This window comes from Streptomyces aureus, from assembly GCF_000725495.1.
In the GTDB taxonomy this organism is placed as follows: Bacteria; Actinomycetota; Actinomycetes; order Streptomycetales; family Streptomycetaceae; genus Streptomyces; species Streptomyces aureus_B.
The window spans coordinates 110,418-137,399 of sequence record NZ_JNZD01000001.1 but is presented as its reverse complement, the minus strand read 5'-3'; the positions used below and the strand labels follow the sequence as shown (position 1 = coordinate 137,399).

Below are 26,982 nucleotides of genomic sequence, written 5' to 3'. Positions count from 1 at the left end.
TTGCCCGGATCCCGGCCCGCACCGCCCGGGATCTGCCAGAGTGGAAGGTGATGCACGCGCTCCAGGGAAGCACCATGAGTTCCACCGACCGGTCCGAGGACGACGACCACCCCGTCTACACCATGGGTAGTGCGGCCGAGCTGATCGGCGTCACCCCCGCCTTCCTGCGGGCGGTCGGGGAGGCGGGGCTGATCACCCCTCTCCGCTCCGGGGGCGGCCACCGCCGCTACTCCCGCGACCAGCTGCGGCTGGCGTCCCGCGCCCGGGACCTCGTCGACCAGGGCACGCCCGTCGAGGCCGCGTGCAGAATCGTCTCGCTGGAGGACAGCCTGGACGAGGCGCTGCGGATCAACGCGGAGCTGCGGGGGTCGGCGCCGCAGGACGCGTGAACGGGCCTCCAGGGGCACGCGAGGGGCGTTTCCCGGCGCCCCCGGGATATCTGCACCGGCCGATACAGAATTTGCCGCGCAGGGTCGTGAGATTTTTATATTCCCCGCGCCCCGGTGAGATAGTGCTCCCGCTTCGAGGCGTTCGACGTGCTATTGTCGGTTTCAGTTGCAGTTGTGGTTCCCAAAGATTTTCCGGTGTATTCCGGTTGGGGCTTCATTGCGGCGACGCAGGTCCACGAGGTGTGGACCTTCGAGCTCAGCCCCATAGGAGATTTTGCATGGCTACCGGCACCGTGAAGTGGTTCAACTCGGAAAAGGGCTTCGGCTTCATCGAGCAGGACGGCGGCGGCGCGGACGTCTTCGCCCACTACTCGAACATCGCCAGCTCTGGCTACCGTGAGCTTCAGGAAGGCCAGAAGGTCACCTTCGACGTCACGCAGGGCCAGAAGGGCCCGCAGGCGGAGAACATCGTCCCCGCCTAGTCAGGGACACCGGACGGCCGGGGTTCGCACCGCGAGGTGCGGGCACCGGCCGTCCGTTTTTGCGGCCATTGAAATTCCGATGAATTTTCGGTGGCCTTTCCCTTTTTTCGACTGCTTCAAACCCGAATCGCCCCGGCGGAATCGCCGAAGCGGAAGCCGAAGTCGAAGCCGAAGGTGGGCCGGCGGGAAAGCCCCGCTACCGCACCGCCAGCACCGCGCGCACGGTCTTGCCGCCGAAACCCGTGCTGACGATCTCCAGGCTGTGGGCGAGCTGCTGGACCATGGCCAGGCCCCGGCCGCTCTCCGATTCCGCGTCCAGCACACCGATCCGCGGACGTCCGGGACTGTCGTCGCGCACCTCGACCGTCACCCGCCCGTGCCCCAGCTGCAGCCGCAGCCGGCATCCGCTGCGGCCGTGCCGTACGGCGTTGGCGACCAGCTCGGAGGCGATCAGCGTGGCGTCGTCGACCTGGTCCGCGGTCGGCTGCGCGAGCCGTGGCCGTGGCCGGGTCAGGAACGCCGTCGTCAGCTTGCGGGCCCTGCCCGCCGAGACGGCCGTACGCGGCAGTGTGTACTCCACGCGGGCGGTCGGCCGGACGGTGCGCTGGTGCGCACGCATGACTGACACTTCTCTTCCCCCTCCCAGGACGACCGGTACCCGGCCGGCGGCTCCGTCCCCGCGGCCGGGACCCCGCGCGCAACGGTGCGCGGACGGTCCTGCCCTCGGGTGATGCCCCACAGGGAGTGTCCGCAACCAACGACCTGCGTCACAAAGCCGCCACGGACACGTCAAGGGTGTCCCACGAGCGGGCCGGGCACCGAGGTCCTGCCTGTTCAGCGGCCGGAGTCCAGCAGTCGGAAGTCGTCGTAGTCGAAGCCGGGCGCCACCACGCAGCTGACCAGAACCTCCTCGTCACCGGCCGGCCGGGCGGACTGCCAGACGCCGCCGGGGACGAGGACCTGGGGGCGCTCCCCCGCCTCGACGCGGGGGCCGAGGCGCACGACCTGCGGGGTGGACTGGGGGTTCGCGCCGTCGCCGCCGAGCAGGACGTCCAGCGGTCCGCCGCGGTGCCACAGCCAGAGTTCGTCCGAGCGGACGGTGTGCCAGGCGGAGGTGTCGCCGGGCGTCAGGAGGAAGTAGATGGCGGAGGCGGCGGCGCGGGAGCCGGGGTAGCCGTCGGGCAGGAACGCCTGCGGCGCCGTCCAGGTCTCGACGAACCAGCCGCCCTCGGGGTGGGGACGCATGTCCAGGGCCGCGGCCAGGGCAGGGACACCGGTCTCAGGAGAGGTCATCCCTTGCCTGTATCACGCGGCCGAAACGGGGTTCAACCAACTCCCGGTGGACACGCGCGTATCTCTGACAGGGTGGGCCCATGGCGACCCTTCACAGAAAGCTGCTAGGTCTGCTTCCCCGGCTGGGAGTGCAGGTACTGGATCTCGGATCGGGAGCCGCGGTGGTCTACCGGCGCGGGGTGCGCAGACGGGTCGCCCTCGGCAAGGGCGCCGACCTGGTGCTGCGCGGGCGGACGGCGGGCTGGAAGCAGGTGCCGCTCGGCGGGACCGGCGCCCGTCTCCTGCTCGACGAGAAGGAGACGGCGGGCGACGAACGCAAGTTCCAGCTCTCGGCCGCCTCCTACCTCTGCGGGCAGCACGTCACCGCCCTGCTCGGCCGGTACGAGGTGAACTGCGTCTTCGACGTGGGCGCCAACTCCGGTCAGTACGGACGCCAGTTGCGCCGTCTCGGCTACACCGGCCGGATCGTCTCCTTCGAGCCGACCTCGGAGGCCTTCGAGAAGCTCCGGCAGGCCGCCGAGGGCGACCCCGACTGGCAGGTGCACCGGATGGGTCTCGGCCGGGAGGACACCACCCAGTCCATCCACGTGGGCTGGAACACCATGAACTCCCTTCTCCCGCCCAGTGATTACGGCAAGGACCGCTATAAGCGCTTCGCCAGGACCCGTACCGAGGAGATCGAGATCCGCCGTCTGGACGGGATGATGGACACGGCGCTCGCCGGGATCACCGTCCCCCGCCCCTATCTGAAGATGGACACCCAGGGCTACGACCTGGAGGTGTTCGCGGGCGCCGGGGAACGTACGGCGGAGTTCGTCGGCATGCAGTCGGAGGTCGCGACGCTGCGGCTGTACGAGGGCAGCCCCCGCATGGGCGAGGCCATCGCCGTGTACGAGGAGAGCGGCTTCGAGATCACCGGCATGTACCCGGTGTCGCGGGAGGAGGCGACCGGCCGGGTCGTGGAGTTCGACTGCGTGATGGTCCGCGCGACGGCCGTGCCGACGGGCACCGGCACGTAGCGCCGGAGCGGCACAGGGCGCTGGAGCGGCACAGGGCGCCGGAGCGGGGACGTGGGCGCCCCGGCCGGCGAGGAGCGGCTGGGGCGGGCATGCGGCACCCGGCCCTGCGGCGCCCCGGTCCATCGGCCCTGCGGCGCCCCGGCCCCGCGGCCTTGCGGCGTCCCGGTCCATCGGCCTTGCGGCGCCCCGGCCCCGCGGCCTTGCGGCGCCCCGGCCCCGCGGACCCGCTAGGCCGGGTAGGCGTGCGTCTGGGCCGCCTTCACCGTGGCCCACACCGGAGCGCCCGCGTGCAGGCCCAGCTCCGCCGCGGCGACCGTCGTCAGGTCGGCGGCCAGCGGGAGTTCGCCGGTGAGGGCCACCCGGATCTGGTCCCCGTGCGTCTCCAGCCCCGCGACCCGGCACTGCCACAGGTTGCGGGCGCTGGAGCCGGTGGGCCGGTCGCGGTGGAGCGTCACGGCCCCCGGCGGGAACGCCACGAAGACGGGTCCGTCGAGCCGCTCGGTCGTGGTGATCGCCGGGCCCGCCTCCAGCGCCACGGTGTGGCCCTCGGCCTCGCCCCGGTACAGGTTGAGCCCGACGAGCTGGGCGATGTAGTCGGTGCGGGGCCTGCGGGCGATGTCCGAGGGCCCGCCCTCCTGGACCACCCTGCCGTCCTCGACGACCACCAGCCGGTCGGCCAGCACCATCGCGTCCAGCGGGTCGTGCGTCACCAGGACGGCGACGGCCTCGAAGTCGGCCAGGTGGTGCCGCAGCTGGGCCCGCACGTCCAGCCGGGTCCGGGCGTCGAGCGCCGCGAGGGGTTCGTCGAGCAGCAGCAGTCGGGGGCGGGTGGCCAGGGCGCGCGCGACGGCGACCCGCTGCGCCTGTCCGCCGGAGAGCCGGCGCGGCCTGGTCCCGGCGAACTCGGCGAGACCCATGCGCTCCAGCCAGACGGCGGCCTGGGCCCGGGCCTCCGCCTTGGGCACGCCCTGACAGCGCGGGCCGAAGGCGACGTTGTCGAGCGCGGACAGATGCGGGAAGAGGAGGTAGTCCTGGAAGACGACGCCGACGGGGCGTGCCTCGGGCGGCGTACGGTCCAGGGCGGCGCCGTCCAGGCGCAGCCGGCCGCCCTCGGACAGCGGGGTGAGCCCGGCCAGCGCGCGCAGCGCCGTCGTCTTGCCCGCCCCGTTGGGGCCGAGCAGGGCCACGACCTCACCGGGGGCGGCGGCGAGTTCGACGTCGAGGAGGAAGGTGCCGCGCCGGACGACGAGCCGGGCGTCGAGACCCGTGTCCGTGCCGGTCGGGTCGCCGGTCGTGTCCGTGCCGGTCGGGCCGACGTCCGTGTTCGTGCCGGTCGGGTCGCCGGCCGTGTCCTTGTCGGTCGGTTCGGCCGTCCGTGCCGGATGCGCCTCGTGCGCCTCGGTCATGGCGCGACCACCTCTTCCTCCTCGGCCCGGCGGTCGTTCCCGGTCCTCGTCCGCGCGCCGCTCATGAGGCCGCCGTCATCCAGCGGTCGCGCAGTCCGGCCAGGACCGCGACCGACACCAGGAGCAGCACCAGACTCAGGGCGATCGCGGCGTCCGGGTCGCTCTGCAGGGCCAGGTAGACGGCCAGCGGCATGGTCTGGGTGCGGCCCGGGAAGTTGCCCGCGAACGTGATCGTCGCGCCGAACTCGCCGAGGGCCCGGGCCCAGGCCAGCACGGAACCGGCTGCGATGCCCGGCGCGATCAGGGGCAGCGTGACCCGGCGGAACGCGGTGAAGCGGGAGGCGCCGAGGGTCATGGCGGCCTCCTCGTAGCGCGGGTCGGCCGCCCGCAGGGTGCCTTCGACGCTGATGACCAGGAAGGGCATGGCGACGAAGGCCTCGGCCACGACCACGCCGGCCGTCGTGAAGGGCAGCGTGATCCCGAACCACGTGTCGAGCAGCCGGCCCACGACGCCGTTGCGGCCGAGCGCCAGCAGCAGCGCGACACCGCCGACGACCGGGGGCAGGACGAGCGGCAGGGTGACCAGCGCCCGCACGAGTCCGCGCCCGGGGAACCGCGTACGCGCCAGCAGCCAGGCGAGCGGGACCCCGAGCACCAGGCTCACCGCGGTGGCCGCCGTGGCCGAGAACAGCGAGAGCCTGAGGGCCTGCCAGACCTCGGGCTTGGCGAGCTGGTCCGGGAGGCTGCGCCACGGCGCCCGGATCAGCAGCGCGACGAGCGGGAGCAGCAGGAAGGCGAGCCCGACGAGGGCGGGCACCAGCAGCGGGAGCGGGGTCCCGCCCCGGACCCGGCCCGGTGTCCGGCCGCGCCCGCGCCGCGGCCCATCCGTGAGGGTGTCGGCCGGGGCGGCGGACGGGTCGGACGGTGTCATGGGATCACTCGTGACGGGGGTCAGGACGTGGGCTTCAGGAAGCCGGCGTCCGTCAGCACCTTCTGGCCGTCGGCGGACTGGACCAGCGCGATGAACGCCTTGGCCGCGGCCGAGTTGGGCGCGTCCTTGAGCAGGGCGATCGGGTAGTCGTTGATGGCGTCGGCGGACTCGGGGAACTCCACGCCCTCCACCTTGTCACCCGCGGCCTTCACATCGGTCTTGTACACGACCGCGGCGTCGGCCTCCTTGAGCTCCACCTTGGTCAGGGCGCTCTTGACGTCCTGCTCGTAGGAGACGGGGGTGAGCTTCAGCTTGCTCGCGTCCAGCGCCTTCTGCGCGGCGGCGCCGCACGGCACGGTCTTGTCGCACAGGACGACCTTGAGACCGGACTTGGTGAGGTCCTTCAGCGAGGCGACCTTGTGCGGGTTGCCGGGCAGGGTCGCGATCTCCAGCTGGTTGCGCACGAAGGTGGCGGGGGCCGTCGCCGCGTCGCCCTTGTCGGTCACGATGGCCATCGTCTTCGGGCTGGCCGCGGCGAAGACGTCCGCCGGGGCGCCGCCGGTGATGCTCGCCGCGAGGCTGTCGCTGCCGCCGAAGCTGAAGGTGACCTTGGTGCCCGGGTGCTCCTTCTCGAACTGCTGGCCGAGCGCGGTGAAGCTCTCCTTCAGGGAGGCCGCGGCGAACACGGTCACCGTGCCGGAGAGCTTCGGGGAGGAGGACGAGGACGACTTCGTCGTGTCCGAGGAGTCGGCCTTGTCGTCGGAGGAGGAACAGGCGCTCAGGGCCAGCAGCGCGGCGGCACCGACGGCGGCCACCTGCAGGGTCCGGGTGCTGCGGCGGTTCCGGCGGGCGGATCGGGTCGTCACGGATCTACTCCCTCGAAGACTCTGAGGCTCGCTGGAGCCTCCGTCGTGATCCTCAGTCCTGGGCTCACGCTCTGCTATGGCCTGATCATACTTCCGCAGATGCGAGCTGTAAGTCTCCTGTCGTATCGCATGAGCTGTGCCCATGAGCTTCGGATGTACGCATGTGCGTTTGCTCCGGGCCGCCCGCGGGGTACGGTCCACCGGGAGGTGCTGTCCAGTGAGCCAGTCCCCGACCCGGCCGGCGCCGCCGGCCCCGCCGCTCGCGGAACTCGCCCTGACCGGCGATCTCGCCCGGCCCGCCCGGCTGACCGTGCCCGATCTGCTCGCCTGGCCCCAGCACCGGGTGAAGGTGGCCTTCGAGTGCGCCACCAGCGGAGTGCGGCACCACGCGTTCGAGGGCCCGCTGCTGCACGACGTGCTCCGGGACGCCGGCCCCCGCTTCGACCCGGCCCGCCGCAAGGACCGGCTGCGCTTCCTCATCGCGGTGGCGGGCGCGGACGGCCATCACGCGCTGCTCACCTGGGCCGAGATCGACCCCGACTTCGCGGACGCCCCGGTACTGCTGGCGGTGGCCATCGACGGCACCCCGCTCGACCGGGCCGGACCGCAGCTCGTCCTTCCCCAGGACCGGTGCGGGGCCCGGCACATCAGCGGGATCGGCACGATCAGGGTGGACGGCCGCTACCCGTCCTGGCCGGACGAGGTCGCCGACTGACCCCTCGTGCCCGCTCTCAGGCGCGGTCGATGTGCACGTTCGTCGACTTGACCCGGGCCGTGGCCTCCACGCCGACCTCCAGGCCCAGTTCCTCGACGGCCTCGCGGGTCAGCAGCGAGACCAGCCGGTGCGGTCCCGCCTGGATCTCCACCTGGGCCGCCACGTCACCGAGTTTGACGGCGGTGACGATGCCGGGGAACGCGTTGCGCACGGAGGTCGTGGACGCGACGCCCTCCTCGCCGCCGGTTCCGGCCAGTTCCACCGAGAACGCGGCGAGGTCGCGGCCCTCGATCAGGCGCCGTCCGCTCTCGTCCCGGTGCGTGGCCACCCGCCCGGCGTCCGCCCAGCGGCGGGCGGTGTCGGGGCTCACGCCGAGGAGCCGGGCGGCCTGGCCGATGGTGTACGACTGCATGGGCGCGACGATAGGCAGGTGGTTCGCGCCCCTGCAAGCCGAACCCCGGGCGTGGCGCGGGCCGTTCACGGCCGGCCGCGCACCGGCCGCGCACCGGCCCCGCACCGCCCTCGGCCGGGCCCGGCCGCGCCGCCGTCAGCCGAGCCGCGCCGTCCCCGAGTCGGTGCTCGGCGTCTGCGTACGGATCACCTTGATGTGCCGGGCCCAGAACGCGCCGAAGGCCTTCTTCAGGATGGGCTCGGCCGTCGCCGGGCGGTCCACACCGAAGATCACGTAGCCGTGGATGTCGGGGCCCACCTGGTTCAGCCGGAACCGGCCGTCCCAGCGGTCCATGTCGTCGCCCACCCGGTCGACGAGGGTCATGAGCCGTCGTTCGGTGACGTCCGTGTCGTGGATCCGCACCTTCAGTCCCTTCTCGGCATGGGCGCAGAGGTCCGCGTCGAAGGCCTTGGAGGGGATCCGGTACACGTCCACGGCCTTGTGGCGCTCGTCCACGGACACGCCGGTGTAGACGTCCTTGTGGCGCCCCTTGCCGATCCCGTCCGCGTACGAGGCCATCCGGATCACCGCCGGCTCCCGGCCGGGCGGCGTGTGCGCCGCCCGGGTGCCGACGCACACGGACGTGTGCTCCGCGACGGGCTCCCGCCCGCCGCCTCCCGACCCGGCGGCGGACCCCTGGACCACCACCAGTGCCACCGCGGTCGCGGCCGTCATGCCGCCGATCGCCCTCGCCCTGCCCTGCTTCCTCATGTGGTCCTCCCCGTCCGCCGTCCGGTCGGTACGGGGACGCGCGGGCCGGGGGATTCGTTCAGCGGCCGCGCTCCCTGGCGTCGGCGTAGGTGCGCAGGAACAGCGCCTCGACGTGGGCCATGTGCTCGATCTCGGACGGATCCACGCTCTCGTTCGGCGCGTGGATGAGGCACTTGGGCTCCTCCACGCCCATGAGGACGATCTCGGCGCGCGGGTAGGTCTCGGCGAGGACGTTGCACAGCGGGATGGAGCCGCCCTGGCCGAGGAATGCCAGGGGCTTGCCGTAGACCTCGTCCATGGCGCGGCCGAGTGCCGCGTACGCGGGGCCGTCGGTGGCCGCCCGGAAGGGGGCGCCGGCGCTCTCGTCCTCGACGCTCACCCGGACTCCCCAGGGCGCGGCCCCGGTGAGATGCCGGGTGAGGGCGGCGCGGGCGGCCGCGGGGTCCGTGCCGGGGGGAATCCGCAGACTGACACGGGCCCGGGCGGTGGGTGGCACGGCGGCGGCGGAGCCGACCACCCGGGGGCAGTCGACGCCGAGGACGGTGACGGCGGGGCGGGCCCACAGCCGGTCGGCGACCGTGCCGGTCCCGGTGAGTCCCACGCCGTCCAGCACTCCGGCGTCCGCGCGGAACTGCCCCTCGTCGTAGCCGACGCCCTCCCAGGTGCCCTCGCAGTCCAGTCCCTCGACGCGGGTGGCGCCGGTGGCCGGGTCGCGCAGGGTGGAGAGCAGCTGGATCAGCGCGGCGAGCGCGTCCGGGGCGGGGCCGCCGAACATGCCCGAGTGGATCTCTCCGGCCAGTGTCTCGACGGTGACGACGACGTTGACGAGGCCGCGCAGGGTGATGGTGGCGGTGCCCGTGCCGACCTCCGCGTTGCCGGTGTCGCACACCAGCAGCGCGTCGGCGAGGAACTGCTCCGGGTGCTGGGCGACGTAGCCCTCCAGGCCGCCCGTGCCCTGCTCCTCCGAGCCCTCGGCGACGAACTTCAGGCCGACCGGGATGTCGTCGCCGAGCGCCCGCAGGGCGGTCAGGTGCATCACGATGTTGCCCTTGCAGTCCGCGGTGCCCCGGCCGTACCAGCGGCCGTCGCGTTCGGTCAGGGCGAAGGGCGGTGTGGTCCAGGCGTCGTCGTCCAGCGGCGGCTGCACGTCGTAGTGGCAGTACAGCAGGACGGTGGGGGCGCCGGGCGGCGGCGGGCGGTGGCCGATGACGGCGTGGCTGCCGTCGGGCGTCTCGGCGAGGTGGACGTCGTGCAGTCCGGCCTCGGTGAAGGCGTCCGCGACCCACTGCGCGGCGCGCCGGCACTCCTCGGGAGGGTACTGGCGCGGGTCGGCGACGGAGGGGATCGCGACGAGTTCGGCCAGGTCGGTCTTGGCCCGGCCCATCAACCCGGCGATCGTCGCGGCGAGTTCGGACATGGTCAGCGCCTCACCGTGTCGTCGGTCTTCAGGTCGTCGAGCCGGTCCTGGATCTTGTCCAGCTTGTCCGGGCAGTAGATCTCGATGATCGTGGCCTCCGCCCGGAGTGCCCTGCCGTCGCCGATGACGGGCCGCTGCCCGACGAACGCGGCGCCGTTGGACACGTTGATCTTCCACAGTGCCGACTTGAGGGCGCTGGCCGGATCGTCGCAGACCAGGCCGCCGTCGGTGCCCAGAACACTCGCGATCAACTCCGTGTCGGGGCGCGGGAGTCCGGCCTCCACGGCGGCGTCGGCGAGCTGGTTGGCCTTGCTCACGGCCTTGTTGTTCGTCGTGATGGCCTTGTAGCGCACGAGGCCGGCCACGACGAGGCCCAGCAGCACGATGATCGCGCCGTAGTAGATCCACTTGTGCTCGGACGCGAACCGGGTGGGACTCATGCCCCCGCCTCCTCCTCGCGAGCGGCTTCCGACTGCCAGCTGGGCTTGCGGAACTTCAGGAACGCCCAGGGGATCAGCAGGCCGAGGGCGCCGAGACCGCAGCCGATGATGACGACGTACACCAGGACGCTGTTGCTGCCGAACTGGGACGGCGGCACGAAGCCGATGACCATGGCCGCGGCCGAGGCCAGGAAGCCGACCACGCACACCAGGGTGAGCGCCGGGACGCGGTAGCCGCGCGGGTGGTCGGGCTGGTTCTTCCGCAGCCGGACCGCCGCGACGAACATCAGCAGGTAGACGATGAGGTACACCTGCGTGGTGATCGTCGAGAAGATCCAGTACACGTTGGAGACGTTCGGGATGAACGCGTAGCCCAGCGCGATCACCGTGGTCACGATGCCCTGGCTGACCAGGATGTTCTGCTGGATGCCGAACCGGTTCAGCTGCTGCAGGTACGGCGGCAGGTAGCCCTCGCTGCGGGAGATCTCCAGCAGGCCCTTGGACGGCCCGGCGAGCCAGGTCAGCATGCCCGCCAGCGACGCGGAGATCAGCATCACCGCGGCGATGGGGGTCATCCAGCCGATGTCGAAGTACGAGAAGAACGCGTCGAACGCCTGCATCACACCGGCGGTGAGGCTGGTCTGGTCGGCGGGCACGACCCAGCTGATGGCGAGCGCGGGCAGGATGAAGATCAGCAGCACCAGGCCCATGGCCAGGAACATCGACTTCGGGTACTCCTTCGCCGGGTCCTTCAGCGAGGAGACGTGGACGGCGTTCATCTCCATGCCGGAGTAGGAGAGGAAGTTGTTGACGATCAGGACGAGGCTGGCCAGGCCCGTCCACTCCGGCAGCAGGTGGCTCGCCGTCATGGGCGCCGCCGAGGGGTTGCCCTGGGCCAGGAAGACCATGCCGAGCACGACGAGGATCGTGCCGGGCACCAGGGTGCCGATGACCAGGCCCCAACTGGACAGTCCGGCCAGTGCCTTGGTGCCGCGGGAGGAGACCCAGACGCCGGTCCAGTACAGGACCACGATGACGATCGCGGTGTAGAGGCCGCTGGAGGCGAGGGCCGGGTCGATGATGTACGCGATGGTGCTCGCGACGAAGGCCAGCAGGCTCGGGTAGTAGAAGATCGTCATCGCGAACTGGCACCACACGGCGAGGAATCCGAGCGGTTTCGACAGTCCTTCGCTCACCCAGCGGTAGACACCGCCGTTCCAGCCCGAGGCCAGCTCGGCCGAGACCAGCGCGGTGGGCAGCAGGAACACGATGGCCGGGACGATGTAGAGGAACACGCAGGCCAGGCCGTACACCGCCATCGTGGGGGCGGCCCGCAGGCTCGCCACCGAGGCGGTCGTCATGAGCGCCAGCGTCAGCCAGGTGAGTCTGGGTGCCGCCGGCACCGAGACCCGCGCCGTCTGCGCCGCCGGCCGTGGCGCGTCCGCGGGCATGTCCATCGAGCTCATCGGACCCTCCTTGTTCCGCGCGTCGAGAGCGATGGGGCCAGCCTCTGTCCGAGTGAGCGGCTCCGCGCGCAGGGTGATCCGTCCGAGTGATCGCCCACCGCCACCGGCCCCCGACGCTTGACACCCCGGGCCGGCTGAGGGGCTGTTCGCGCGTCGCCAGGGCGCACTCACTCGTTCGGACCGCCTCGCTCGCCCGCCGGGCGGGTGCTCCGCAGGCTGGGGTGGGGCCGCGCGCATCCCGGCGGGTGGTGGGGCACGCGGCGAGGGGAGGCGGCCGATGGAACCTGACACGGGACCGGATTCCGGACGGGATTCCGGGCGGGATTCCGGGCCGGGCGCCGGACGGGAACCTGGGCCGGACCGCGGGCGGGACACCGGGGCGGATGCCGGGCACGACGGCGGGCGGGACGCCGGGCCGGACCACGGACCGGACGCCGCAGGGGAACCCGGGTCGGATGCCGGACGGGAACCCGGGCCGGATGCCGAGCCGGACCCCGGGCGGGACGGTGGACCGGGCGCCGGGTCGGGTGTCGAGGCCGGTCCGGGGGAAGTCGTCGCGTTCCTGGCCCGGTTGACCGGGCTGCTGCTGCGCTCCAGCGGTGAGGGCGCCGTCGACGTCGAGCACACCGTCCGGCACACCGCCCGCGCCCTGGGCGCCGACGCCTCCGTCCTCCTCGTGCCCGACGCCGCCGCGCTGACCGTCACCGTCCGCGGCGAGGCCCGGACGGTCACCCTGCGCGGAGTGCCCGAGGTCTTCCGGCTCGACCAGGTCGTGGCGCTCAAACCGCTCGTCCAGGACGTGCGCGCGGGGCGGACCGGCCTGGCCGAGGCCCACCGGGGGCTGGTGGCGATCGAGACGTCCCCGCCGCCCTACCCCTGGTGGCTCAAGCTGCTCGGCATCGTCCTGTTCACCCTGGGCTTCGCCCCGCTCATGCAGTCCACCTGGTACGAGGTGGGCGCCACGGCCGTCCTCGGCAGCGTCTCCGCCGTGCTGGCCGTCACGGCGGACCGGTTCCCCCGGTACGCCCCGGTGCTCCCGCTGGTCGTCTCGACCACCGTCTCCGTGATCACCGTCGAGGTGTTCGCCCGCGACACCGCGCACGGCGGCCCCGTCCTGCTCATGCTGCCCGCGCTCTTCTTCTTCGTCCCCGGCGACTATCTGAGCGCCGCCACGGCCGAACTCGCCGCCGGTTTCATCACCACCGGCGCGATCCGGCTCGTCTACGCCGCCTTCCTCCTCGTACAGCTCTACGTCGGCGTCCTGCTGGGTCTGTATCTCACCGGCACCTCCACCCGCGCCCTCTTCGACGTGGCCGCCGCGTCCGATCTGCCGCGCTGGGCGCTCTTCCTGAGCTGGATCGTCTTCACGGCCGGCACGCTGCTGGCCTTCGCCATCCCCTTCCGGCTCCTGCCGCTCCTGCTCGCCCTGGTGTACGTCACCGTCGGCGTGCAGTCGCTGGCCACCAAGGCGATCGGCGAGACGGGCGGAACGTTCGTCGCGGCCGCCGTCCTGGCCGCCGTCACGACCAGGCTCACCCTGCGCCCGAAGCAGCCGCCCCGGCTCGTCCTGCTGCTGCCCGGCTTCTTCACCCTCACCGTCGGCTCCCTCGGCATGCGCGGGCTGACCACCCTGGCCGGCGGCTATGTCATCGAGGGCTTCCGTGACCTGCTGAAACTCGTCACGATCGTCACGGCCATCGCGGTCGGCCTCGTCCTCGGAGCGGTGCTGGCCCAGCCGGCGCACCCCGCCCGCCGCGGCGGGCACCTCTCCTCGGAGACATGATCACGTCCTTGATACCCTCCCCGTCCCGTCACCAGGACAGTTGTCCGTCCGGGGCGGTTCCGTATCGCGTACGTGCATCGAAGAGGCGTGAATGAACCCTGGCAGACGAATCGGCACGGTGGCCGCGCTCGCGGGGGCCCTGGCGCTCACCGCGCTGACGGCCCCGCAGGCGCAGGCCGCGAGCACCGGCGTCACCGTGTCGAACGTGGTCGTGAACAAGGGCCTGCCGATCGTGGTGGGCACCTCGGAGGTGAAGGAACCTCCGGTCACCTTCGACCTCACCCTGCCCACCGGGTACACGGTGGAGGGCCCCGAGCCGAGCTGGGACGCCCATCCCTTCCTCTACCACGGCACCACCGTGACGGCCGGTGCCGACAGCGGGGGGATCTACATCGGCAGTTACACCTGCTTCGAGGCGGGCAGCACCCACAAGGCGCACTGCGAGGGCGAGTTGTACATCGAACCGCGCTACCGCCTCGACTCCAACGCCGACGCCACGACCTGGAAGATCGGGCTGTCGATCCGTCTGTTCAAGACGAGCGGCTCGCTCAAGGCCGAGGAGTACAAGACGGCTCCGGGCAGCGTCGCGGTCAAGCGCTGGGCGAAGCTCACGGCGAACGCGGCTCCCGAGCCCGTCGCCAAGGGAAAGACGCTCACCGTCACGGGCGGCCTCACCCGGGCCGACTGGGTGAAGCACAAGTACACCGGTTTCGCGGGGCAGTCGGTGAAGCTCCAGTTCCGCCCGAAGGACAGCTCCACGTACTCCACGGTGAAGACCGTGACCTCGTCCTCCACCGGCGCGCTGAAGACCACGGTCACGGCGAACGCGGACGGCTACTGGCGCTGGGTCTTCGGCGGCACGTCCACCACGGGCTCGGCCACCGCGGCCGGTGACTTCGTCGACGTGACCTGACGGCCGCCGCCGCACCGGCACGGCCGCCGCCGCACCGGCACGGTCGCTGCCGCACCGGCACGGTCGCTGCCGCACGGCTCCGGATCACCAGTCCCGGATCACCGGCACCGGACCACCGGGGCCGGACCCGGGGCGCCCGACCGCCTGGGCCGGGCCGGCCGCGCCGGGCCGGTGCGGGCTCACATGCGCAGCAGTCGCTGGGTCATCTCGCTGTACTGCCGCAGCGCGTGGCGCAGTTCCTCCCCTTGGGGCTCGGGTTCCTGGCCGTGCCAGCCGGCGTGAAGGTCGCGGCGCCGCTCCGTGAGGGCGCTCATGAGCTGGGCCGCGGCCTCGTCGAACGCGGTCTCGGCCTCCTCCAGCGCCTCCAGCGGATTCTGCGCGAACGTGTTGAGCGCGTGGTGGAGCCGCCGGGTGACGTCGGCACGTTCGTCCGGCCCGAGCAGCGGCTCCGGGCCCTGCGTCCGGCGTCCGGCGGGACGGGGCTTTCCGTCCGCGGGCTGTTGGGCGCGTGTCTGGTCGTACATCATGGTCGGCCACTTCCTGTACGTCGTACCGGCAAGGGCACGCCGGGTGGCGCGGGCCGGGGCGGACGGTCCGGAAGGTCACCGCCGGGACGTGCTCAGCCGGCGGCCGATCCCTCCGGCGCCGCCTGCTCGGCGCGCCGGTACTCGGCGTTGATGCGCTGGGATTCTTCGAGCTGGTCCTCGAGGACGACGATGCGGCAGGCGGCCTCGATCGGTGTCCCCCGGTCGACGAGTTCCCGGGCGCGCGCGGCGATCCTCAGCTGGTGGCGGGAGTAGCGGCGGTGGCCGCCCTCCGAGCGGAGCGGAGTGATCAGCCGGGCCTCTCCGACGGCCCGGAGGAATCCGGGAGTCGTGCCGATCATCTCGGCGGCCCTGCCCATCGTGTACGCGGGATAGTCGTCGTCGTCGAGACGACCACCGAGTGGAGTGTCCGCTGTCATTTCACCTCGTCGTGGCACGCGTCGAGGGGCCCCGTTGCCGTACGGCACCAGGGCCCCGAAGGAGATTGAACACCATCTGACGGCTCCGTCACGGAGCCGACCTTCTGTTTCCGCTACCGGGCCCGACTGCGGGGCGGGTGAGCGGGGATCGTGTATGCCGTGACCGGGAACCACCGTCCATTCCGGGTTCTTGCGTACCCGGCCGTGCTGCTCCGGGGCCGGGCGATCCTGATGGCGTCTGCTTCCTCCGTCCTTGGCTCGGAGTCACTCCCTCGCCGGGCCGGGAGTTGGACTCCACCGAGCCGACGAGGTCTGTACAAGAAACCCTAATCACGCCGACGCCCGATGTCTACCGTGACAAACATAGATTTCGCGCCGCACCGGAATCAGATTTTCTGCGGCGCGCAGCGATCGCCGCGGGTGGCGAGGGGGTGGGCGGAGCCGCGGGCGGCGGACCGGCGCCCGGATGCGCAACCGTGACCATCCCGCCTCCTTCACCCTGCAACTACCAGGTGGTTCCCTGCTGTCCTGTGGGGCAAAGCCGTTGAGAGCAAGGGTGGGAGATGTCCGGTCTCAGACGTGACGCGGTGCTGGCACTGGCGAGCGGGATCATGCTGCTGACAGGCTGTCAGGACTCGGGGGGTGCGGGTTCCGCCGCGGGGGACGGCCCGACCTCCGCGAACTCCTCGGCCCCGGCCGCCGTACGGACGTCCGCGCCGGCCGCGTCACCCAGCGCGGGTTCCGCCGACGCGTCCACCCCCTCGCGCGAGCCGGCCGACGGGTCGCCGGCGAAGTCCGCCTCCGCCGCCCCGGCCGGTCACTCGGCCACGCCCGCCGCCGGCTGCCGCAACCTGACGGCCGACGGCCCGGTGAAGGCCGAGGTCACCCGGGTGTACCGGCGCGTCGTCCACCTCGAGCACATCGGACCGGTGCCGCATCTGTTCTTCTACGGCCGGTGCGGCACCGTCCGCTACGCCGCGACCCGCTTCCAGCCCGTGGCCGGCGCCGGCCAGGCGGAACTCGTGGGCATGCAGGACGAGGGCAGCGCCACCAAGTACTTCCGTGACACGGGCGGCGGCTGGGCCTACGTCGCGACCGACGGCTTTCCGGCGAGCGCGCACGGCTGCGGCGACATCGCCGCGATTCCCCCCGCCCTGGCCACGGTCTGGGGGGACTGCTCGATCGCGCCCTGAGCCCGCTGAGTCAACCGCACCGCACCGCATGGCGCCGGGGCCGTGCAGGCTCCCCGGCGTCCCGGAGGTGCGGGGCGCCGGGTGCGCGGACCGGGGGTGCCGGGTGCGCGGACCGGGGGTGCCGGGCGTCCGGGCCGGTGGGACCCGCAGTGCCGGCGCCGCCCGTCTCAGGACGCCGCCGGCGCCGGAACCTGCGTGGCCGCCGTGGCCGGAGAGGCCGTCGCGTCGGTCGCGACGGTGTCGAAGTCGACGTAACCGGTCTTCTCCAGCGCGGTGATGTGACCGAGCTCGGTCCGGTTGGTGGCGGTGGCCAGATCCCGCACCAGCGAATTACGGGTGCTGCTGCGCACCTGCGCGAGCTGCTGGAAGAGCCTGCCGTGCTCCTCGCGCAAGAGGTTCGCGAACTCCCTCCGGTAGCTGTCGCCCTGAGCCGCCGTCAGCTGGGCGAGCCAGCCCTGCTGCTCCACGGTCGGCCCGGTCGGCAGCGTGATGGCGAGCTTGGCCGCGACCGTGCTCACCTGCTTGTCGAGCGCGGTGTGGCCGGTCACCAGCTCGCTGCCGGCCTCCTTGATGGCCTTCGTCGGGGCCCGGTCGACCGCCTGCCTGCCCGCGGATATCTCCCACAGCCCGTCGACCTCCACCTGCACCACGAGGTCGCGGTCGGCCCTGCTCAGCGGTCCCCACGGTGTGTTCACCACGGGGCCGGGGTCGGCGATGGCGGCCTTCACCGCGTCGAAGCGGTGCGGGTAGGAGTAGAAGACCGGGTACGCCAGTGAACCGATGGTGGCGCCGATCGCCAGCATCAAGCAGATCGTGATGAAGCTGCGCCGCAACTGAGCCTCCCTGAGGACCGGCTGTTCTCCGGCAACCTTCACCAGGCCGGTGCGGTCCGTACCGGCCGGAGCCGTTCTTGGCGCGTACCGAGTGCTCCGACCCCTCTCCCGCACGGGGGAACGGGAGTCGAGTGAGCGGGGCACCCGGCCGCCCGGCCAGAAGATCACCGCGCCGCACGGGGCCGATAGGGCCGAACGGCCCAAGGAACCGGGCCGGACGGATGCCCGGGTGCACGACTGGTCCGGGCACGCCCCGTTCTCCCTCCGCACGCCCGCTTTCGCGCTGCCGTGGGGCAGTTGCCCCGTGCGGCGCCGGACAAAGGGGGGCATCCGGGCCCGTCGTACGGACCGCGTGCGGGAGCCGGGCCGGGGGTCGTCCGCCCTCGGCGAGAGGGCGGAGGGGGCCGTTGGGCCCTTCGGACAGGGCCCTTGCGAGGGCTGTTCGGCCCTATCCGGCCCCCGTGCCCCCGCGTCGATCATGAGGCGGCGGCCGGGAAGCGGCGCCGCGTCCACCCCCGTGCGCGGCACTTCCCGGCCCGCCGACGCCCAGGCGGGACGGACGCCCCGAGCGGGACGCGTGCCGCGGGCGGTCCAGGAGAGAAGGGGAGGGAGTCGTCCGGTGGACGAGGCACAGACAGACCCGCGGGAGGCGGTGCGACCACGCACCGCGGCCTCCGCGCCCGACACGGCCGCTACGTCGGGTGCCACGCCGGACACCGCCGCCACGTCGGGTGCCGCGCCCGACCCAACCGGCAGGTCGGGTGCCGCGCCCCGCACAACCGCCACGTCTGGTGCCGCGCCCCGCCCAGCCGGCACGTCTGGTGCCGCGCCCGCCGAGGATCCCGTCCGCGCGTCCTGGGTGGACTGGCTGACGACCACCGATCACAAGCGGATCGGGACGCTGTACCTGGTGACCGCGTTCGCCTTCTTCGGTGTCGGCGGTGTCATGGCGCTGCTGATGCGCGCCGAACTGGCCCGGCCCGGGCTGCAGATCATGTCGAACGAGCAGTTCAACCAGGCGTTCACGATGCACGGCTCGATCATGCTGCTGATGTTCGCGATGCCGCTGTTCACCGGCTTCGCCAACTGGATCATGCCGCTGCAGATCGGCGCGCCCGACGTGGCCTTCCCCCGGCTCAACATGCTGGCCTACTGGCTGTTCCTGTTCGGGTCCTCCATAGCCGCGTTCGGCTTCCTCACCCCGGGCGGGGCGGCCGACTTCGGCTGGTTCCTGTACGCGCCGCTCTCGGACGCGGTCCACTCGCCGGGGCTCGGCGCCGACATGTGGATCATGGGGGTCGCGCTGTCGGGCTTCGGCAGCATCCTCGGCGCGGTCAACTTCATCACCACCATCGTCTGCATGCGCGCCCCCGCGCTGACCATGTTCCGCATGCCGATCTTCACCTGGAACGTGCTGCTGACCGCGGTGCTGGTCCTGATCGTGTTCCCGGTCCTGGCGGCGGCGCTGCTCGCGCTCGAGTGCGACCGGAAGTTCGGCAGCCATGTCTTCGACCCGGCGAACGGCGGAGCGCTGCTCTGGCAGCACCTGTTCTGGTTCTTCGGCCATCCGGAGGTCTACATCCTGGCGCTGCCGTTCTTCGGCATCGTCTCCGAGGTGATCCCGGTCTTCTCCCGCAAGCCGATGTTCGGCTACATGGGCCTGATCGGAGCCACGATCGCGATCGCGGGCCTGTCGGTGACGGTGTGGGCCCACCACATGTACGTGACCGGTGGCGTCCTCCTGCCGTTCTTCTCCTTCATGACCCTGCTGATCGCGGTGCCGACGGGGGTGAAGTTCTTCAACTGGATCGGCACGATGTGGAAGGGAAGTCTGTCCTTCGAGACACCGATGCTGTGGACCACGGGCTTCCTGGTCACCTTCGTCTTCGGCGGGCTGACCGGGGTCATCCTGGCGTCACCGCCGCTGGACTTCCACGTCTCCGACTCGTACTTCGTCGTGGCCCACTTCCACTACACGGTGTTCGGCACGGTCGTGTACGCGATGTTCGCCGGGTTCCACTTCTGGTGGCCGAAGATGACCGGCAGGATGCTCGACGAGCGCCTCGGCAAGATCACTTTCTGGACCCTCACGGTCGGCTTCCACCTCACCTTCCTGGTGCAGCACTGGCTGGGCGCCGAGGGCATGCCCCGCCGGTACGCCGACTACCTAGCCTCGGACGGCTTCACGGCCCTCAACACCCTGTCCACGATCGGCTCGTTCCTGCTGGGCCTGTCGATCCTGCCGTTCCTCTACAACGTGTGGAAGACGGCCCGGTACGGCGAGAAGGTCGAGACCGACGACCCCTGGGGCTACGGTCGTTCGCTGGAGTGGGCGACCTCGTGCCCGCCGCCGCGGCACAACTTCGCCTCGCTGCCCCGGATCCGCTCCGAGTCCCCGGCGTTCGACCTGCACCACCCGGAGATCGCCGCGGCCGAGGCGGTGAACTGACCGTGGCGCAGCCCGTTCTGGCGCTGGGCGCCGCCCTGCTGACGGTGTCCGGCAGCGTCTGGTACGTCCCCGCCCTCGCCGATCTGCGCGCCGGGGACGACCGTCCCCGCTCCCGCCGGGACGCGGCCGCGGCCTGCGTGAGCGCCTGGGGCGCGACCGGGGTGACGGCGGTCCTGCTCCTGGTGGCCGGGCCGTGGTGGGTTCCGGCCCTCACCGCCGCGGCGGGCGCGGCCGTCTCGTGCGGCTACCGGACGCGGGCGGCCCTGCGGCGCCGGCGCGAGGCCGAGGAGACGGCCCGCCACTGGGCCCGGCTGGGGAGCAGGGCGCAGGCCGCCGACGACCGCTCCCGCACCGGCCGGAACGCCTTCGCGGCCCTGCTCGCCGCGGGACTCCTCACCGCGGCGGCCACGGCGGCCCTCCTGCTGGCCGGCGGCCCCACCGGCCCGTACTGGCTGACGGCCGCCGTCCCCGCCACCCTGGTCGCCCTGTTCCTCCTGCTCGCGGCCACGGCGGCCCACCCGCCCGGCGGCCGCCATCCGGCGAACCGCCACCCGGGCCGCCCCTGAGGGTCCCCTCCCGGTCGAGGGGGTTCGGCGGCTCGCGCATGTGCCAGAGGTCGTTCCATTTGGTGACGCGCACCCCCGCTCGTACGACCGACACCCCCCGTGCCGCCGGCCGGGGGGTGTCGTGTGTGCGGCTCCGGATCGTGTCCGTCATCCGCTCGAACTGCCGTACAACCCTTGCCTCCCGGCGTTGGTCTCTTGATCACCGAACCGCTCGTGTCGCCCCGGGGACGTCCAGGACAACTCCCGGCGAACGTGGCGGATCGGTGCCTCATCGACTGCGGGGTGCCCCGGGCGTCTCGCACGCAGCAGGAGATCTCGCATGCAGAAGCAGCACCTGCGGATCGCTCTCGCGACCGCAACGGCCGCCGCCCTGACGGGCGGTCTGCTGACCGTCGCGGCGCTCCCGGCGTCCGCCGCGGACGCCACCAAGGTCGCCCAGGCGGACTTCAACGGCGACGGCATCGGCGATGTCGCCGCGTCCGGTTCCGGTGCCGCGGTCAGCGGTCAGGCCGACGCCGGGTCCGTCGTCGCGCTCTACGGCTCCGCCACCGGTGTGTCCACCACCCGGCGCAGCACCCTGAGCCAGAACACCACCGGTGTTCCCGGCACCGCGGAGAAGGGCGACGAGTTCGGCTACGCCCTCGCCTACGCGGACTTCAACGGCGACGGCTTCGACGACCTCGCCGTCGGCACCCCGCACGAGAAGGTCGGCACCGACACCGACGGCGGCACCGTCGCCATCCTCTGGGGCTCCCGGAGCGGCCTGACCGGCAAGAGCGTCACCGTCACCGACCCGGCGCCCTCCTCGCACGACTACTGGGGCATGACGCTCGCCGCCGGCGACTTCGACGGCGACGGCAAGGCCGACCTCGTCGTCGGCAGCTCCGCCGCCACCCTCTACGTCTACAAGGGCGGTTTCACCACGGCGGGCACCCCCGGCGCCCGTACGACGGTCAAGCCGCCGATCGTGGCCGGCGGCACCAACGGTCCTCAGCACCTCGCCGCCGGTGACGTCAACGGCGACGGAAGGACCGACCTGGTCGTCAACGGCTACTCCGACGACTGGAACGTGAACTACTGGCTTCCCGGCACCGCGAGCGGGCTGAGCGCGTCCTCCGCCGTGAAGCTGCGGCTCGGCATCGTCACCGGCATCGGTGACATCAACGGCGACGGCTTCGGCGACATCGTCACCGGCGTCGGCTGGGACGCGAAGACCTCGGAGGGCGAGACCGTCCCGGACTCCTCCGACGGCGGCCGCATGAACATCACGTACGGCTCCGCGTCCGGTCCGGCCGCCACCACGTACATCACCCAGAACACCGGCAGCGTGCCCGGCACCTCGGAGAAGGGCGACGCCTTCGGCTGGGACCTCGACCTCGGTGACGTCAACGGCGACGGCTACCAGGACCTGGTGGTCTCGGCCCCGAACGAGGACATCGACGGGGTGAGCAACACCGGCATGGTCACGGTGCTCTACGGCTCCGCGGACGGCGTGAACGTCACCTCCGGCGTCCAGTCCTTCGCCCAGAGCACCGTGGGCGTCCCGGGCAGCGACGAGAAGGGCGACCTGTTCGGCGCCGACGTCAAGCTCGACGACGTCACCGGCGACGGCAGGGCCGACCTCCTCGTCGGCTCGTACGAGAACACGGCCGACGGCGCCGTGACGTACCTGCCCTCCAACGGCACGAAGATCGTCACGACGGGTTCCCGTGCCCTGTCCGCCAGCGCCTCGGGCCTGTCGACCTCGGGCTACCCCCAGTTCGGCTCGGTCTTCGCGGACTAGACCCCGACCCCCTGAGCAGCTCTGAGCAGCTCAGCAAGAAGGCCCGGGCAACCGCCCGGGCCTTCTCCGCGTTCCCACTCCGGACCGCCCGCCGTTTCCCGTGCTCACAGCATTCCGGCAGGGTCCGGCACGAGCGGTGTTCCGGCGAGTCGGTCGGTCAGCCGCGCCGCGGGCCGCCGACCGGAAGGAAGGCGGCCCGGACACGGGGTCAATTCGAGACCGTGACCTTGAGCGGGGCCAGATCCGGGGCCGGAACGGGCTTGCCGGTGCTCGCGGACAACGGCTGGGAGGCCGGGCTCTGCGGGACGTCACCCTTGTAGTACGGGGTGTACGTGTAGGCGCTGTCCACGCCGATGGCCCTGCCGATCAACGGGATCACCTTCGCGTCGACGGAGCCGTTGCCGCCGAAGACGGCCACGTGGTTCAGGCTCGCCGACGTGGTCATCAGGTACGCCTTGGTGTCGTACGTCAGCGAGGTGACGTCGGTCCACAGCAGCGGGCCGAACGTGGTCATCGCCGACGACGCGGAGACGCCGCCGGTCCAGCTGTTGACCGAGGCCACCGCGGCGTCCGACGGCGACGACCACCAGAAGTCGGCAAGTTGCAGGGCGGCCCTGGCCGGACTGCCGGTGAGCCGGTAGTAGCTGTATTTGCTGGGCCAGTGGGGCAGTTTGCCGCCGTTGTAGGCCTTGGTCAGCGCCGACTCGGCGTCGACCCCCACCGTGATGATCTTCGTCGTGCTCGGGCTGTACTTGTTCAGGTAGCCGTACACCGACGCGGTCATGGTCGAGCCCTGCGTCAGCAGGACGACCGCGGTCCCCGAGGTGCCCATGGCACCGGCGGCGGAGCTCGCCGCGAGGGCGTTGTGGTAGTCCGTGCCGGTCGCCAGGAACACGTACTTCGGCGCACTGGTGATCGTCTTCGCCACGGCCACCGAGGTGGAGTAGCGCGACACGTCGGACAGCCGCTTGGCGACATACCCGAGCGAGGTCACCTTGGACGCCACCGAGCTGCTGAGGATGCTGGTGCCGCCGACCAGGTAGACGGTCCTGCCCTTGGGCAGCATGCGCTTCAGCTCGGTCTGGACGGAGGAGTCCAGGCCGGTGCGGGAGGTCATCAGCACCGGTCCGTGCTTCTTCCCGGCGAGCGAGGTCGCGGTGGTGGCGTACGCGGAGTCCGTCTTGCTGATGAGGACCGCCGAGCTCGCGTTCATCAGGCCCGGCACGCTCTTGCCGAGCGTGTTCCACGTCCACTTGGACGACGCGATGTTCGTGTCGTAGGTGTCGGAGCCGTAGACACGGGAGATGGCGTTCTTCCGGATCGGCTGCCAGGCGACGTCCGTCCCGTTGGCCGTCGGCACACGCGTCTCCGTGCCGGCGGCGAGGTCGCGGATCCATATCTGCGAACCGCTGGGGCCGGTGTCCGCGCTGCCGGTGACGTAGGTGTCGTACGCGATCCGGTCGCCCTTGGGCGACCAGGCGGGACGGTTGTGGTCGATGGGGTCCGTGGTGACCTGGGTCAGCCCGGTGCCGTCGGCCTTGATCGTGAAGAGCTGCTTGTGTCCGGCGACGCTGCGGGTGAAGACCAGCGACTGCCCGTCGGGGGACATGCTCGGCTCGTCCGCGTCGGCGGCCACCTTCTTGAACGCCTTGGTGGGGCCGTCGTAGACCCAGACGGCCGGAGTGCCGGTGGTGGAGCAGCTCGTGCCGGTGCGCACGAAGGCCAGCTTGCCGTTGACGGCGCCGCTGGCCTTGGAGTCACAGCCGTCGACGTCGGTGCCGAACAGCGTCTGAGGTGCGCGGCCGCTGTTGGCCACGGCCACCCGCAGTCGGCCTCCGGCGGTGAAGACGATGTCGCCGCCGCCGTACCAGAACGTCGGATCGGTCGGATGCCAGCCGCTGCCCGTCGGCATGACGACGTCGGCGCCCCGAATCGCCTCCTGGGCGTACGTCTCCGTGCGGAGAAGGCCGTGGGCCGAGTCCACGTAGGCGATCTGGCTGCCGTCGGCGGACCAGGCGGCCTGATTCGCGGTCTCGTAGAACGAGACGCTCCTGGTCCCGTCGGGATTGATGTACTGCAGCGAGCCGAGTTCGTTGTACAGCAGTCTGCCGTCCGTGGCCGGCCAGCCGGCGGTGTCGGCGGTCGCCTGGCCCGGGAGCCCGGCGACGAGACCGGCGGCGAGTGCCGCGGCGGTCGTGAGCGCCGCGAATCCGCGACGCGCAGAGATGTTCAATGTGCCCCCACAGATGAATGGATGGCTGCGTCTGCCCCTCCCCCGAGGCGAACGGACGGCAACGTGTGCGTCGTCCGAACGGCAGCGGCGAAACTGTAGCGCCGGGCCATGACAACCGTGGCGGCAGGGGCAGCCGACGCGGGCGCGCGGCAGACGGTCGACCGGTTTCCTGCCGTTCCCCGTGACGGGCGCCGGTGAGGTCAGAGCTTCGCTCCTCGTGGGCGCCGCCGGGGGACACCGGGATCAGCGACGTGGTCGGTCCCGTGCCGGAGCTGCCGCTTCACCTGTCAGGGCCACCGGAGTTGCCGCCCGATCGGGCCCGTGTGGTGATGGCACAGGAGAGGTGATCGGACTGCCGAAATCCGGCGGGGCTGGTGACGCCCATGGAGGACAGCGATGACGGGACGACCGGCCCAGGGTGCTTCCGCTGCGGGCGGGCGGAACAGCGTGGTGAAGATCATCGCTGCGTTGGGGGTTGTCCTCGTCGTTCAGTCCGTGTTCGCGTTGTGTCTGGTCAGCGCCCAGCAGCTGCTGGTGCCACGCAACATGCCCTTCGGCGTGACCGGGCCGCCCTCCCCCGTGGTCGCCGCGGTGGCATCGCAGGCAGGGCTCGACCTGACCTCGTATCCGAACACGTCAGCGGTGATGGACGCGGTCGATCAGGGTGAGCTGTACGGCGCGTACGTCAGCAACGGTTCGTCCGACACCTTGGTCGTGGTTCCGGCGAAGAGCTTCTTCGCCCAGACCGAACTGGAGCCGGCGTTCCTGGAGGCGGCGCACAAGCTGGGGCGGCCCGTCACGGTACAGACGGTCAAGCCACTTGCCTCCAGCGACCCGGTGGGCGCGGTGACGTCACTGCTGCTGATCCCTCTGCTGATCGGCGGCTATCTGGCCGCCGTGCTGGTCTTCAAGGCAGCTCACGGCGTCGCCGCAGCGCCGTGGCGGGCGGCCGTGCTGGTCGGATACGCCCTGGTGGGCGCGGTGCTGACCAGCCTGATCGCCGGACTGGGGATCGGCGCGTATTCCAGCAGTCACTTCTGGCCGCTGCTGCCGTGCTTCTGGCTCATCACCTCGGCGGTGGCGTTGGCGGCCGCCGGGGTACAGGCGCTGGTGGGCAGGATGGGCACGCTGATCGTGGCGCTGCTGTTCATCGTCATCGGCGGTCCGCCGGCAGGAGGGCTGGGCACGTACCTGCTGCCGGTCTACTGGCGCAACATCGGAGTGATTTTCCCGGCGCAGAGCGCGGTTACGCTGATCAACCGCGTTCTCTACTTCGGCGGGAACGGCATCTCCACTCCGTTGACCGTGCTGTTCCTGTACGCCTTTGCCGGAATGGCGGTCATCGCCTGGTTCGGCCGCATCCGCCCCGGCAGGACGGCCGCCGGGACAGGCGGCCCGGAGGCCCGGGCTTCGGACTCCAGGCATCCTGTGACAAGTGCCCCCCAGCGCCGGCGGGCCGTGACCGGGATGCTCGTCGCGCTGGGCATCTGCGCCGTCATGCAATGCCTGTTCTCCACTACCTACATGATCGCCTCGCACGCCCCCAAGGCCACCGACCTGCCGTTCGGTACGGTCGGATCCTCGCCCGTCCTGGCGGCGGCCGAGAAGAACATCTCGCTGAAGGTCACTCAGTATGCGGACGAAGCGGCGGTGAAGTCCGCCATCGACCACGCACGCATCTACGGTGCGCTGGTCACGTCCGGCGGACAGAACACCCTCATCGTGGCGCCGTCCATGAGCGACCTCGCACCGCTCGATCTCGCGGTGCGGTTCGAAGAGGCGGCCAAGAGCACCGGGCAGAAGCTGGCGGTCCAGCAGTACGCCCCGCTCCCGCTCGTGCCCAAGGACCCGTTCGGCCTCGTCCAAGGACTCATGCTCGTCCCCCTGCTCATCGGCGGCTACATGAGCTCGACCCTGCTCATGACCGCCACCGGGAAAGCGGCAGGCCGATGGCGCGCCGCCCAGCTCGCCGGTTTCGCCGTCGTCAGCGGCCTGGTCGTCGACCTGATCGTCTGCTACTGGCTGGAAGGATTCCCCAGCAGCAGGTTCTGGATCACCTGGCCCGTCTGCTCGCTGATCGTCGCCGTGGTCGCCTTCGTCGCCGCGATCCTGCAGAAACTGCTCGGACCCATCGGCACCCTCCTGACGGTCGTCGTGATCATGCTGTTCGGCAACCCGTCCTCCGGCGGCGCGAACGGAGTGCCGTACCTGCCCGCGTTCTGGCGTGACATCGGGCCCTACCTGCCGCCTCGTAACGGCTATCTCCTCCTGCACCGCACCATCTACTTCGACGGTCACGGAACCAGCCAGTCACTGATCAATCTGCTCATCTATCTCGCCGTCGCCGCGGCAGTCCTGATCGTGCTCGACCTGCGCCACACCGAGGCGAAGGTGCCCACCGACGCCACCGAAGCCGCTGCCGTGTCGGTCCCGATCGGAGCCGTGCCCTGAGCACCACGCTCCTGTCGATCGGCGGTCGGTGGCGAAGGGCAGGGTGCAGATCCGGGCGATGGCCCGACGCTCGCCCGAAAGCAGTTGATCAGGGGCGTGCACAAGCCGTTGGCATGGTGTGTGCATGCCCCTCGGGTGCGAACGTTCGCAGGGCTCCGCGGACAACCGCTGGCCATCAGATCCTCCAGCGGCCCACCGAGGCGCCAGAGATCGGAGGCTGCCCAGGTG

The 26,982-nt window shown here is 71.5% G+C and carries 25 protein-coding genes; 11 read left to right on the top strand and 14 right to left on the bottom strand.

Annotated elements, in window-relative coordinates; genetic code table 11:
• Positions 1-74: 74 nt before the first annotated feature.
• Positions 75-389, top strand: coding sequence for a MerR family transcriptional regulator (locus tag IO36_RS00615; protein WP_425535502.1), 315 nt, complete (start codon positions 75-77; stop codon positions 387-389).
• Between the two features lie 278 nt (positions 390-667).
• A complete protein-coding gene (locus IO36_RS00610; protein ID WP_037614726.1) occupies positions 668-871 on the top strand; it encodes a cold-shock protein in 204 nt (67 codons plus the stop codon).
• Between the two features lie 196 nt (positions 872-1,067).
• On the opposite strand, the gene IO36_RS00605 is transcribed toward IO36_RS00610, so the two are convergent.
• Together IO36_RS00605 and IO36_RS00600 are read right to left on the bottom strand one after the other, a co-directional pair.
• Positions 1,068-1,490: an ATP-binding protein gene (locus IO36_RS00605; RefSeq protein WP_245173070.1), complete on the bottom strand. Its 423-nt coding sequence runs from the start codon at positions 1,488-1,490 to the stop codon at positions 1,068-1,070.
• 215 nt (positions 1,491-1,705) lie between these two features.
• Positions 1,706-2,164, bottom strand: a complete 459-nt coding sequence (locus tag IO36_RS00600; RefSeq protein ID WP_037614724.1) for a cupin domain-containing protein — start codon at positions 2,162-2,164, stop codon at positions 1,706-1,708.
• Positions 2,165-2,244: 80 nt separating this feature from the next.
• Between IO36_RS00600 and IO36_RS00595 the strand changes: the two genes are divergently transcribed.
• Positions 2,245-3,183, top strand: coding sequence for an FkbM family methyltransferase (locus IO36_RS00595; RefSeq protein ID WP_037614721.1), 939 nt, complete (start codon positions 2,245-2,247; stop codon positions 3,181-3,183).
• Between the two features lie 227 nt (positions 3,184-3,410).
• Here the strand turns inward: IO36_RS00595 and IO36_RS00590 are convergent, their stop codons facing one another.
• The 3 genes from IO36_RS00590 to modA all read right to left on the bottom strand — a co-directional run bounded on the left by IO36_RS00590 (position 3,411) and on the right by modA (position 6,386).
• On the bottom strand, positions 3,411-4,589 hold the full coding sequence (locus IO36_RS00590; protein WP_078942919.1) for an ABC transporter ATP-binding protein: 1,179 nt from the start codon (positions 4,587-4,589) through the stop codon (positions 3,411-3,413).
• Between the two features lie 61 nt (positions 4,590-4,650).
• Positions 4,651-5,520 carry an ABC transporter permease gene (locus tag IO36_RS00585; protein ID WP_037614719.1) on the bottom strand — a complete coding sequence of 290 codons (870 nt, stop codon included), beginning with the start codon at positions 5,518-5,520 and terminating at the stop codon, positions 4,651-4,653.
• 20 nt (positions 5,521-5,540) lie between these two features.
• On the bottom strand, positions 5,541-6,386 hold the full coding sequence (modA, locus tag IO36_RS00580; RefSeq protein WP_037614716.1) for a molybdate ABC transporter substrate-binding protein: 846 nt from the start codon (positions 6,384-6,386) through the stop codon (positions 5,541-5,543).
• 217 nt (positions 6,387-6,603) lie between these two features.
• Between modA and IO36_RS00575 the strand changes: the two genes are divergently transcribed.
• Positions 6,604-7,101: a molybdopterin-dependent oxidoreductase gene (locus IO36_RS00575; RefSeq protein WP_037614714.1), complete on the top strand. Its 498-nt coding sequence runs from the start codon at positions 6,604-6,606 to the stop codon at positions 7,099-7,101.
• Positions 7,102-7,117: 16 nt separating this feature from the next.
• On the opposite strand, the gene IO36_RS00570 is transcribed toward IO36_RS00575, so the two are convergent.
• From IO36_RS00570 to IO36_RS00550, 5 genes are all read right to left on the bottom strand, one after another.
• Positions 7,118-7,513 carry a TOBE domain-containing protein gene (locus IO36_RS00570; RefSeq protein WP_037614712.1) on the bottom strand — a complete coding sequence of 132 codons (396 nt, stop codon included), beginning with the start codon at positions 7,511-7,513 and terminating at the stop codon, positions 7,118-7,120.
• A gap of 135 nt (positions 7,514-7,648) precedes the next feature.
• Complete coding sequence (locus tag IO36_RS00565) at positions 7,649-8,263, bottom strand: hypothetical protein (RefSeq protein ID WP_063764808.1); 615 nt, start codon at positions 8,261-8,263, stop codon at positions 7,649-7,651.
• Positions 8,264-8,321: 58 nt separating this feature from the next.
• Positions 8,322-9,680: a dipeptidase gene (locus tag IO36_RS00560; RefSeq protein WP_037614709.1), complete on the bottom strand. Its 1,359-nt coding sequence runs from the start codon at positions 9,678-9,680 to the stop codon at positions 8,322-8,324.
• 2 nt (positions 9,681-9,682) lie between these two features.
• A complete protein-coding gene (locus IO36_RS00555; RefSeq protein ID WP_037614708.1) occupies positions 9,683-10,120 on the bottom strand; it encodes a hypothetical protein in 438 nt (145 codons plus the stop codon).
• Positions 10,117-11,586 carry a glutamate/gamma-aminobutyrate antiporter GadC gene (locus tag IO36_RS00550; protein WP_037614707.1) on the bottom strand — a complete coding sequence of 490 codons (1,470 nt, stop codon included), beginning with the start codon at positions 11,584-11,586 and terminating at the stop codon, positions 10,117-10,119. The genes IO36_RS00555 and IO36_RS00550 overlap by 4 nt, the downstream gene beginning before the upstream one ends.
• Before the next feature lie 571 nt (positions 11,587-12,157).
• Between IO36_RS00550 and IO36_RS00545 the strand changes: the two genes are divergently transcribed.
• Both IO36_RS00545 and IO36_RS00540 read left to right on the top strand, forming a co-directional pair.
• Complete coding sequence (locus IO36_RS00545) at positions 12,158-13,369, top strand: threonine/serine exporter family protein (protein ID WP_245173069.1); 1,212 nt, start codon at positions 12,158-12,160, stop codon at positions 13,367-13,369.
• Between the two features lie 91 nt (positions 13,370-13,460).
• Entirely contained in the window at positions 13,461-14,282 is an 822-nt protein-coding gene (locus tag IO36_RS00540; RefSeq protein WP_209441127.1) for a hypothetical protein, read from the top strand.
• 179 nt (positions 14,283-14,461) lie between these two features.
• Here IO36_RS00540 and IO36_RS00535 read toward each other — a convergent pair whose 3' ends face one another.
• Complete coding sequence (locus IO36_RS00535) at positions 14,462-14,809, bottom strand: hypothetical protein (RefSeq protein ID WP_037614704.1); 348 nt, start codon at positions 14,807-14,809, stop codon at positions 14,462-14,464.
• Positions 14,810-14,901: 92 nt separating this feature from the next.
• A complete protein-coding gene (locus IO36_RS00530; RefSeq protein WP_037614702.1) occupies positions 14,902-15,246 on the bottom strand; it encodes a MerR family transcriptional regulator in 345 nt (114 codons plus the stop codon).
• A 563-nt stretch (positions 15,247-15,809) separates the two neighbouring features.
• On the opposite strand from IO36_RS00530, the gene IO36_RS42850 reads away from it, so the two are divergent.
• Positions 15,810-16,439: a hypothetical protein gene (locus tag IO36_RS42850; RefSeq protein WP_051899871.1), complete on the top strand. Its 630-nt coding sequence runs from the start codon at positions 15,810-15,812 to the stop codon at positions 16,437-16,439.
• 167 nt (positions 16,440-16,606) lie between these two features.
• Here IO36_RS42850 and IO36_RS46615 read toward each other — a convergent pair whose 3' ends face one another.
• Positions 16,607-17,272 (bottom strand): DUF4142 domain-containing protein, encoded by a 666-nt coding sequence (locus tag IO36_RS46615; protein WP_051899869.1) that lies wholly within the window; start codon positions 17,270-17,272, stop codon positions 16,607-16,609.
• Between the two features lie 859 nt (positions 17,273-18,131).
• Here IO36_RS46615 and ctaD point away from each other — a divergent pair.
• The 3 genes from ctaD to IO36_RS00505 all read left to right on the top strand — a co-directional run bounded on the left by ctaD (position 18,132) and on the right by IO36_RS00505 (position 22,070).
• Positions 18,132-19,721, top strand: coding sequence for an aa3-type cytochrome oxidase subunit I (ctaD, locus tag IO36_RS00515; protein WP_051899867.1), 1,590 nt, complete (start codon positions 18,132-18,134; stop codon positions 19,719-19,721).
• Positions 19,722-19,723: 2 nt separating this feature from the next.
• Complete coding sequence (locus tag IO36_RS45650; protein WP_063764807.1) at positions 19,724-20,287, top strand: hypothetical protein; 564 nt, start codon at positions 19,724-19,726, stop codon at positions 20,285-20,287.
• Between the two features lie 319 nt (positions 20,288-20,606).
• Entirely contained in the window at positions 20,607-22,070 is a 1,464-nt protein-coding gene (locus tag IO36_RS00505) for an FG-GAP and VCBS repeat-containing protein (RefSeq protein ID WP_037614700.1), read from the top strand.
• A gap of 208 nt (positions 22,071-22,278) precedes the next feature.
• Here IO36_RS00505 and IO36_RS42845 read toward each other — a convergent pair whose 3' ends face one another.
• Complete coding sequence (locus IO36_RS42845) at positions 22,279-24,303, bottom strand: cell wall-binding repeat-containing protein (protein ID WP_051899865.1); 2,025 nt, start codon at positions 24,301-24,303, stop codon at positions 22,279-22,281.
• A 396-nt stretch (positions 24,304-24,699) separates the two neighbouring features.
• Here IO36_RS42845 and IO36_RS00495 point away from each other — a divergent pair, with 396 nt between their 5' ends.
• Entirely contained in the window at positions 24,700-26,754 is a 2,055-nt protein-coding gene (locus tag IO36_RS00495) for an ABC transporter permease (RefSeq protein WP_158997160.1), read from the top strand.
• The last annotated feature ends 228 nt before the right edge of the window (positions 26,755-26,982 follow it).

What these genes read in the sequence shown, in the direction of transcription:
- IO36_RS00555 (WP_037614708.1), bottom strand. Translation starts at nt 10,120, where the DNA reads ATGAGTCCCACCCGGTTCGCGTCCGAGCACAAGTGGATCTACTACGGC.
- IO36_RS00560 (WP_037614709.1), bottom strand. Translation starts at nt 9,680, where the DNA reads ATGTCCGAACTCGCCGCGACGATCGCCGGGTTGATGGGCCGGGCCAAG.
- IO36_RS00530 (WP_037614702.1), bottom strand. Translation starts at nt 15,246, where the DNA reads ATGACAGCGGACACTCCACTCGGTGGTCGTCTCGACGACGACGACTAT.
- IO36_RS00565 (WP_063764808.1), bottom strand. Translation starts at nt 8,263, where the DNA reads ATGAGGAAGCAGGGCAGGGCGAGGGCGATCGGCGGCATGACGGCCGCG.
- IO36_RS00550 (WP_037614707.1), bottom strand. Translation starts at nt 11,586, where the DNA reads ATGAGCTCGATGGACATGCCCGCGGACGCGCCACGGCCGGCGGCGCAG.
- IO36_RS00505 (WP_037614700.1), top strand. Translation starts at nt 20,607, where the DNA reads ATGCAGAAGCAGCACCTGCGGATCGCTCTCGCGACCGCAACGGCCGCC.
- IO36_RS00590 (WP_078942919.1), bottom strand. Translation starts at nt 4,589, where the DNA reads ATGACCGAGGCGCACGAGGCGCATCCGGCACGGACGGCCGAACCGACC.
- IO36_RS00585 (WP_037614719.1), bottom strand. Translation starts at nt 5,520, where the DNA reads ATGACACCGTCCGACCCGTCCGCCGCCCCGGCCGACACCCTCACGGAT.
- IO36_RS00535 (WP_037614704.1), bottom strand. Translation starts at nt 14,809, where the DNA reads ATGATGTACGACCAGACACGCGCCCAACAGCCCGCGGACGGAAAGCCC.
- IO36_RS00615 (WP_425535502.1), top strand. Translation starts at nt 75, where the DNA reads ATGAGTTCCACCGACCGGTCCGAGGACGACGACCACCCCGTCTACACC.
- IO36_RS00540 (WP_209441127.1), top strand. Translation starts at nt 13,461, where the DNA reads ATGAACCCTGGCAGACGAATCGGCACGGTGGCCGCGCTCGCGGGGGCC.
- IO36_RS00595 (WP_037614721.1), top strand. Translation starts at nt 2,245, where the DNA reads ATGGCGACCCTTCACAGAAAGCTGCTAGGTCTGCTTCCCCGGCTGGGA.
- IO36_RS00610 (WP_037614726.1), top strand. Translation starts at nt 668, where the DNA reads ATGGCTACCGGCACCGTGAAGTGGTTCAACTCGGAAAAGGGCTTCGGC.
- IO36_RS00570 (WP_037614712.1), bottom strand. Translation starts at nt 7,513, where the DNA reads ATGCAGTCGTACACCATCGGCCAGGCCGCCCGGCTCCTCGGCGTGAGC.
- IO36_RS42850 (WP_051899871.1), top strand. Translation starts at nt 15,810, where the DNA reads ATGTCCGGTCTCAGACGTGACGCGGTGCTGGCACTGGCGAGCGGGATC.
- IO36_RS00605 (WP_245173070.1), bottom strand. Translation starts at nt 1,490, where the DNA reads ATGCGTGCGCACCAGCGCACCGTCCGGCCGACCGCCCGCGTGGAGTAC.
- IO36_RS00600 (WP_037614724.1), bottom strand. Translation starts at nt 2,164, where the DNA reads ATGACCTCTCCTGAGACCGGTGTCCCTGCCCTGGCCGCGGCCCTGGAC.
- IO36_RS00495 (WP_158997160.1), top strand. Translation starts at nt 24,700, where the DNA reads ATGACGGGACGACCGGCCCAGGGTGCTTCCGCTGCGGGCGGGCGGAAC.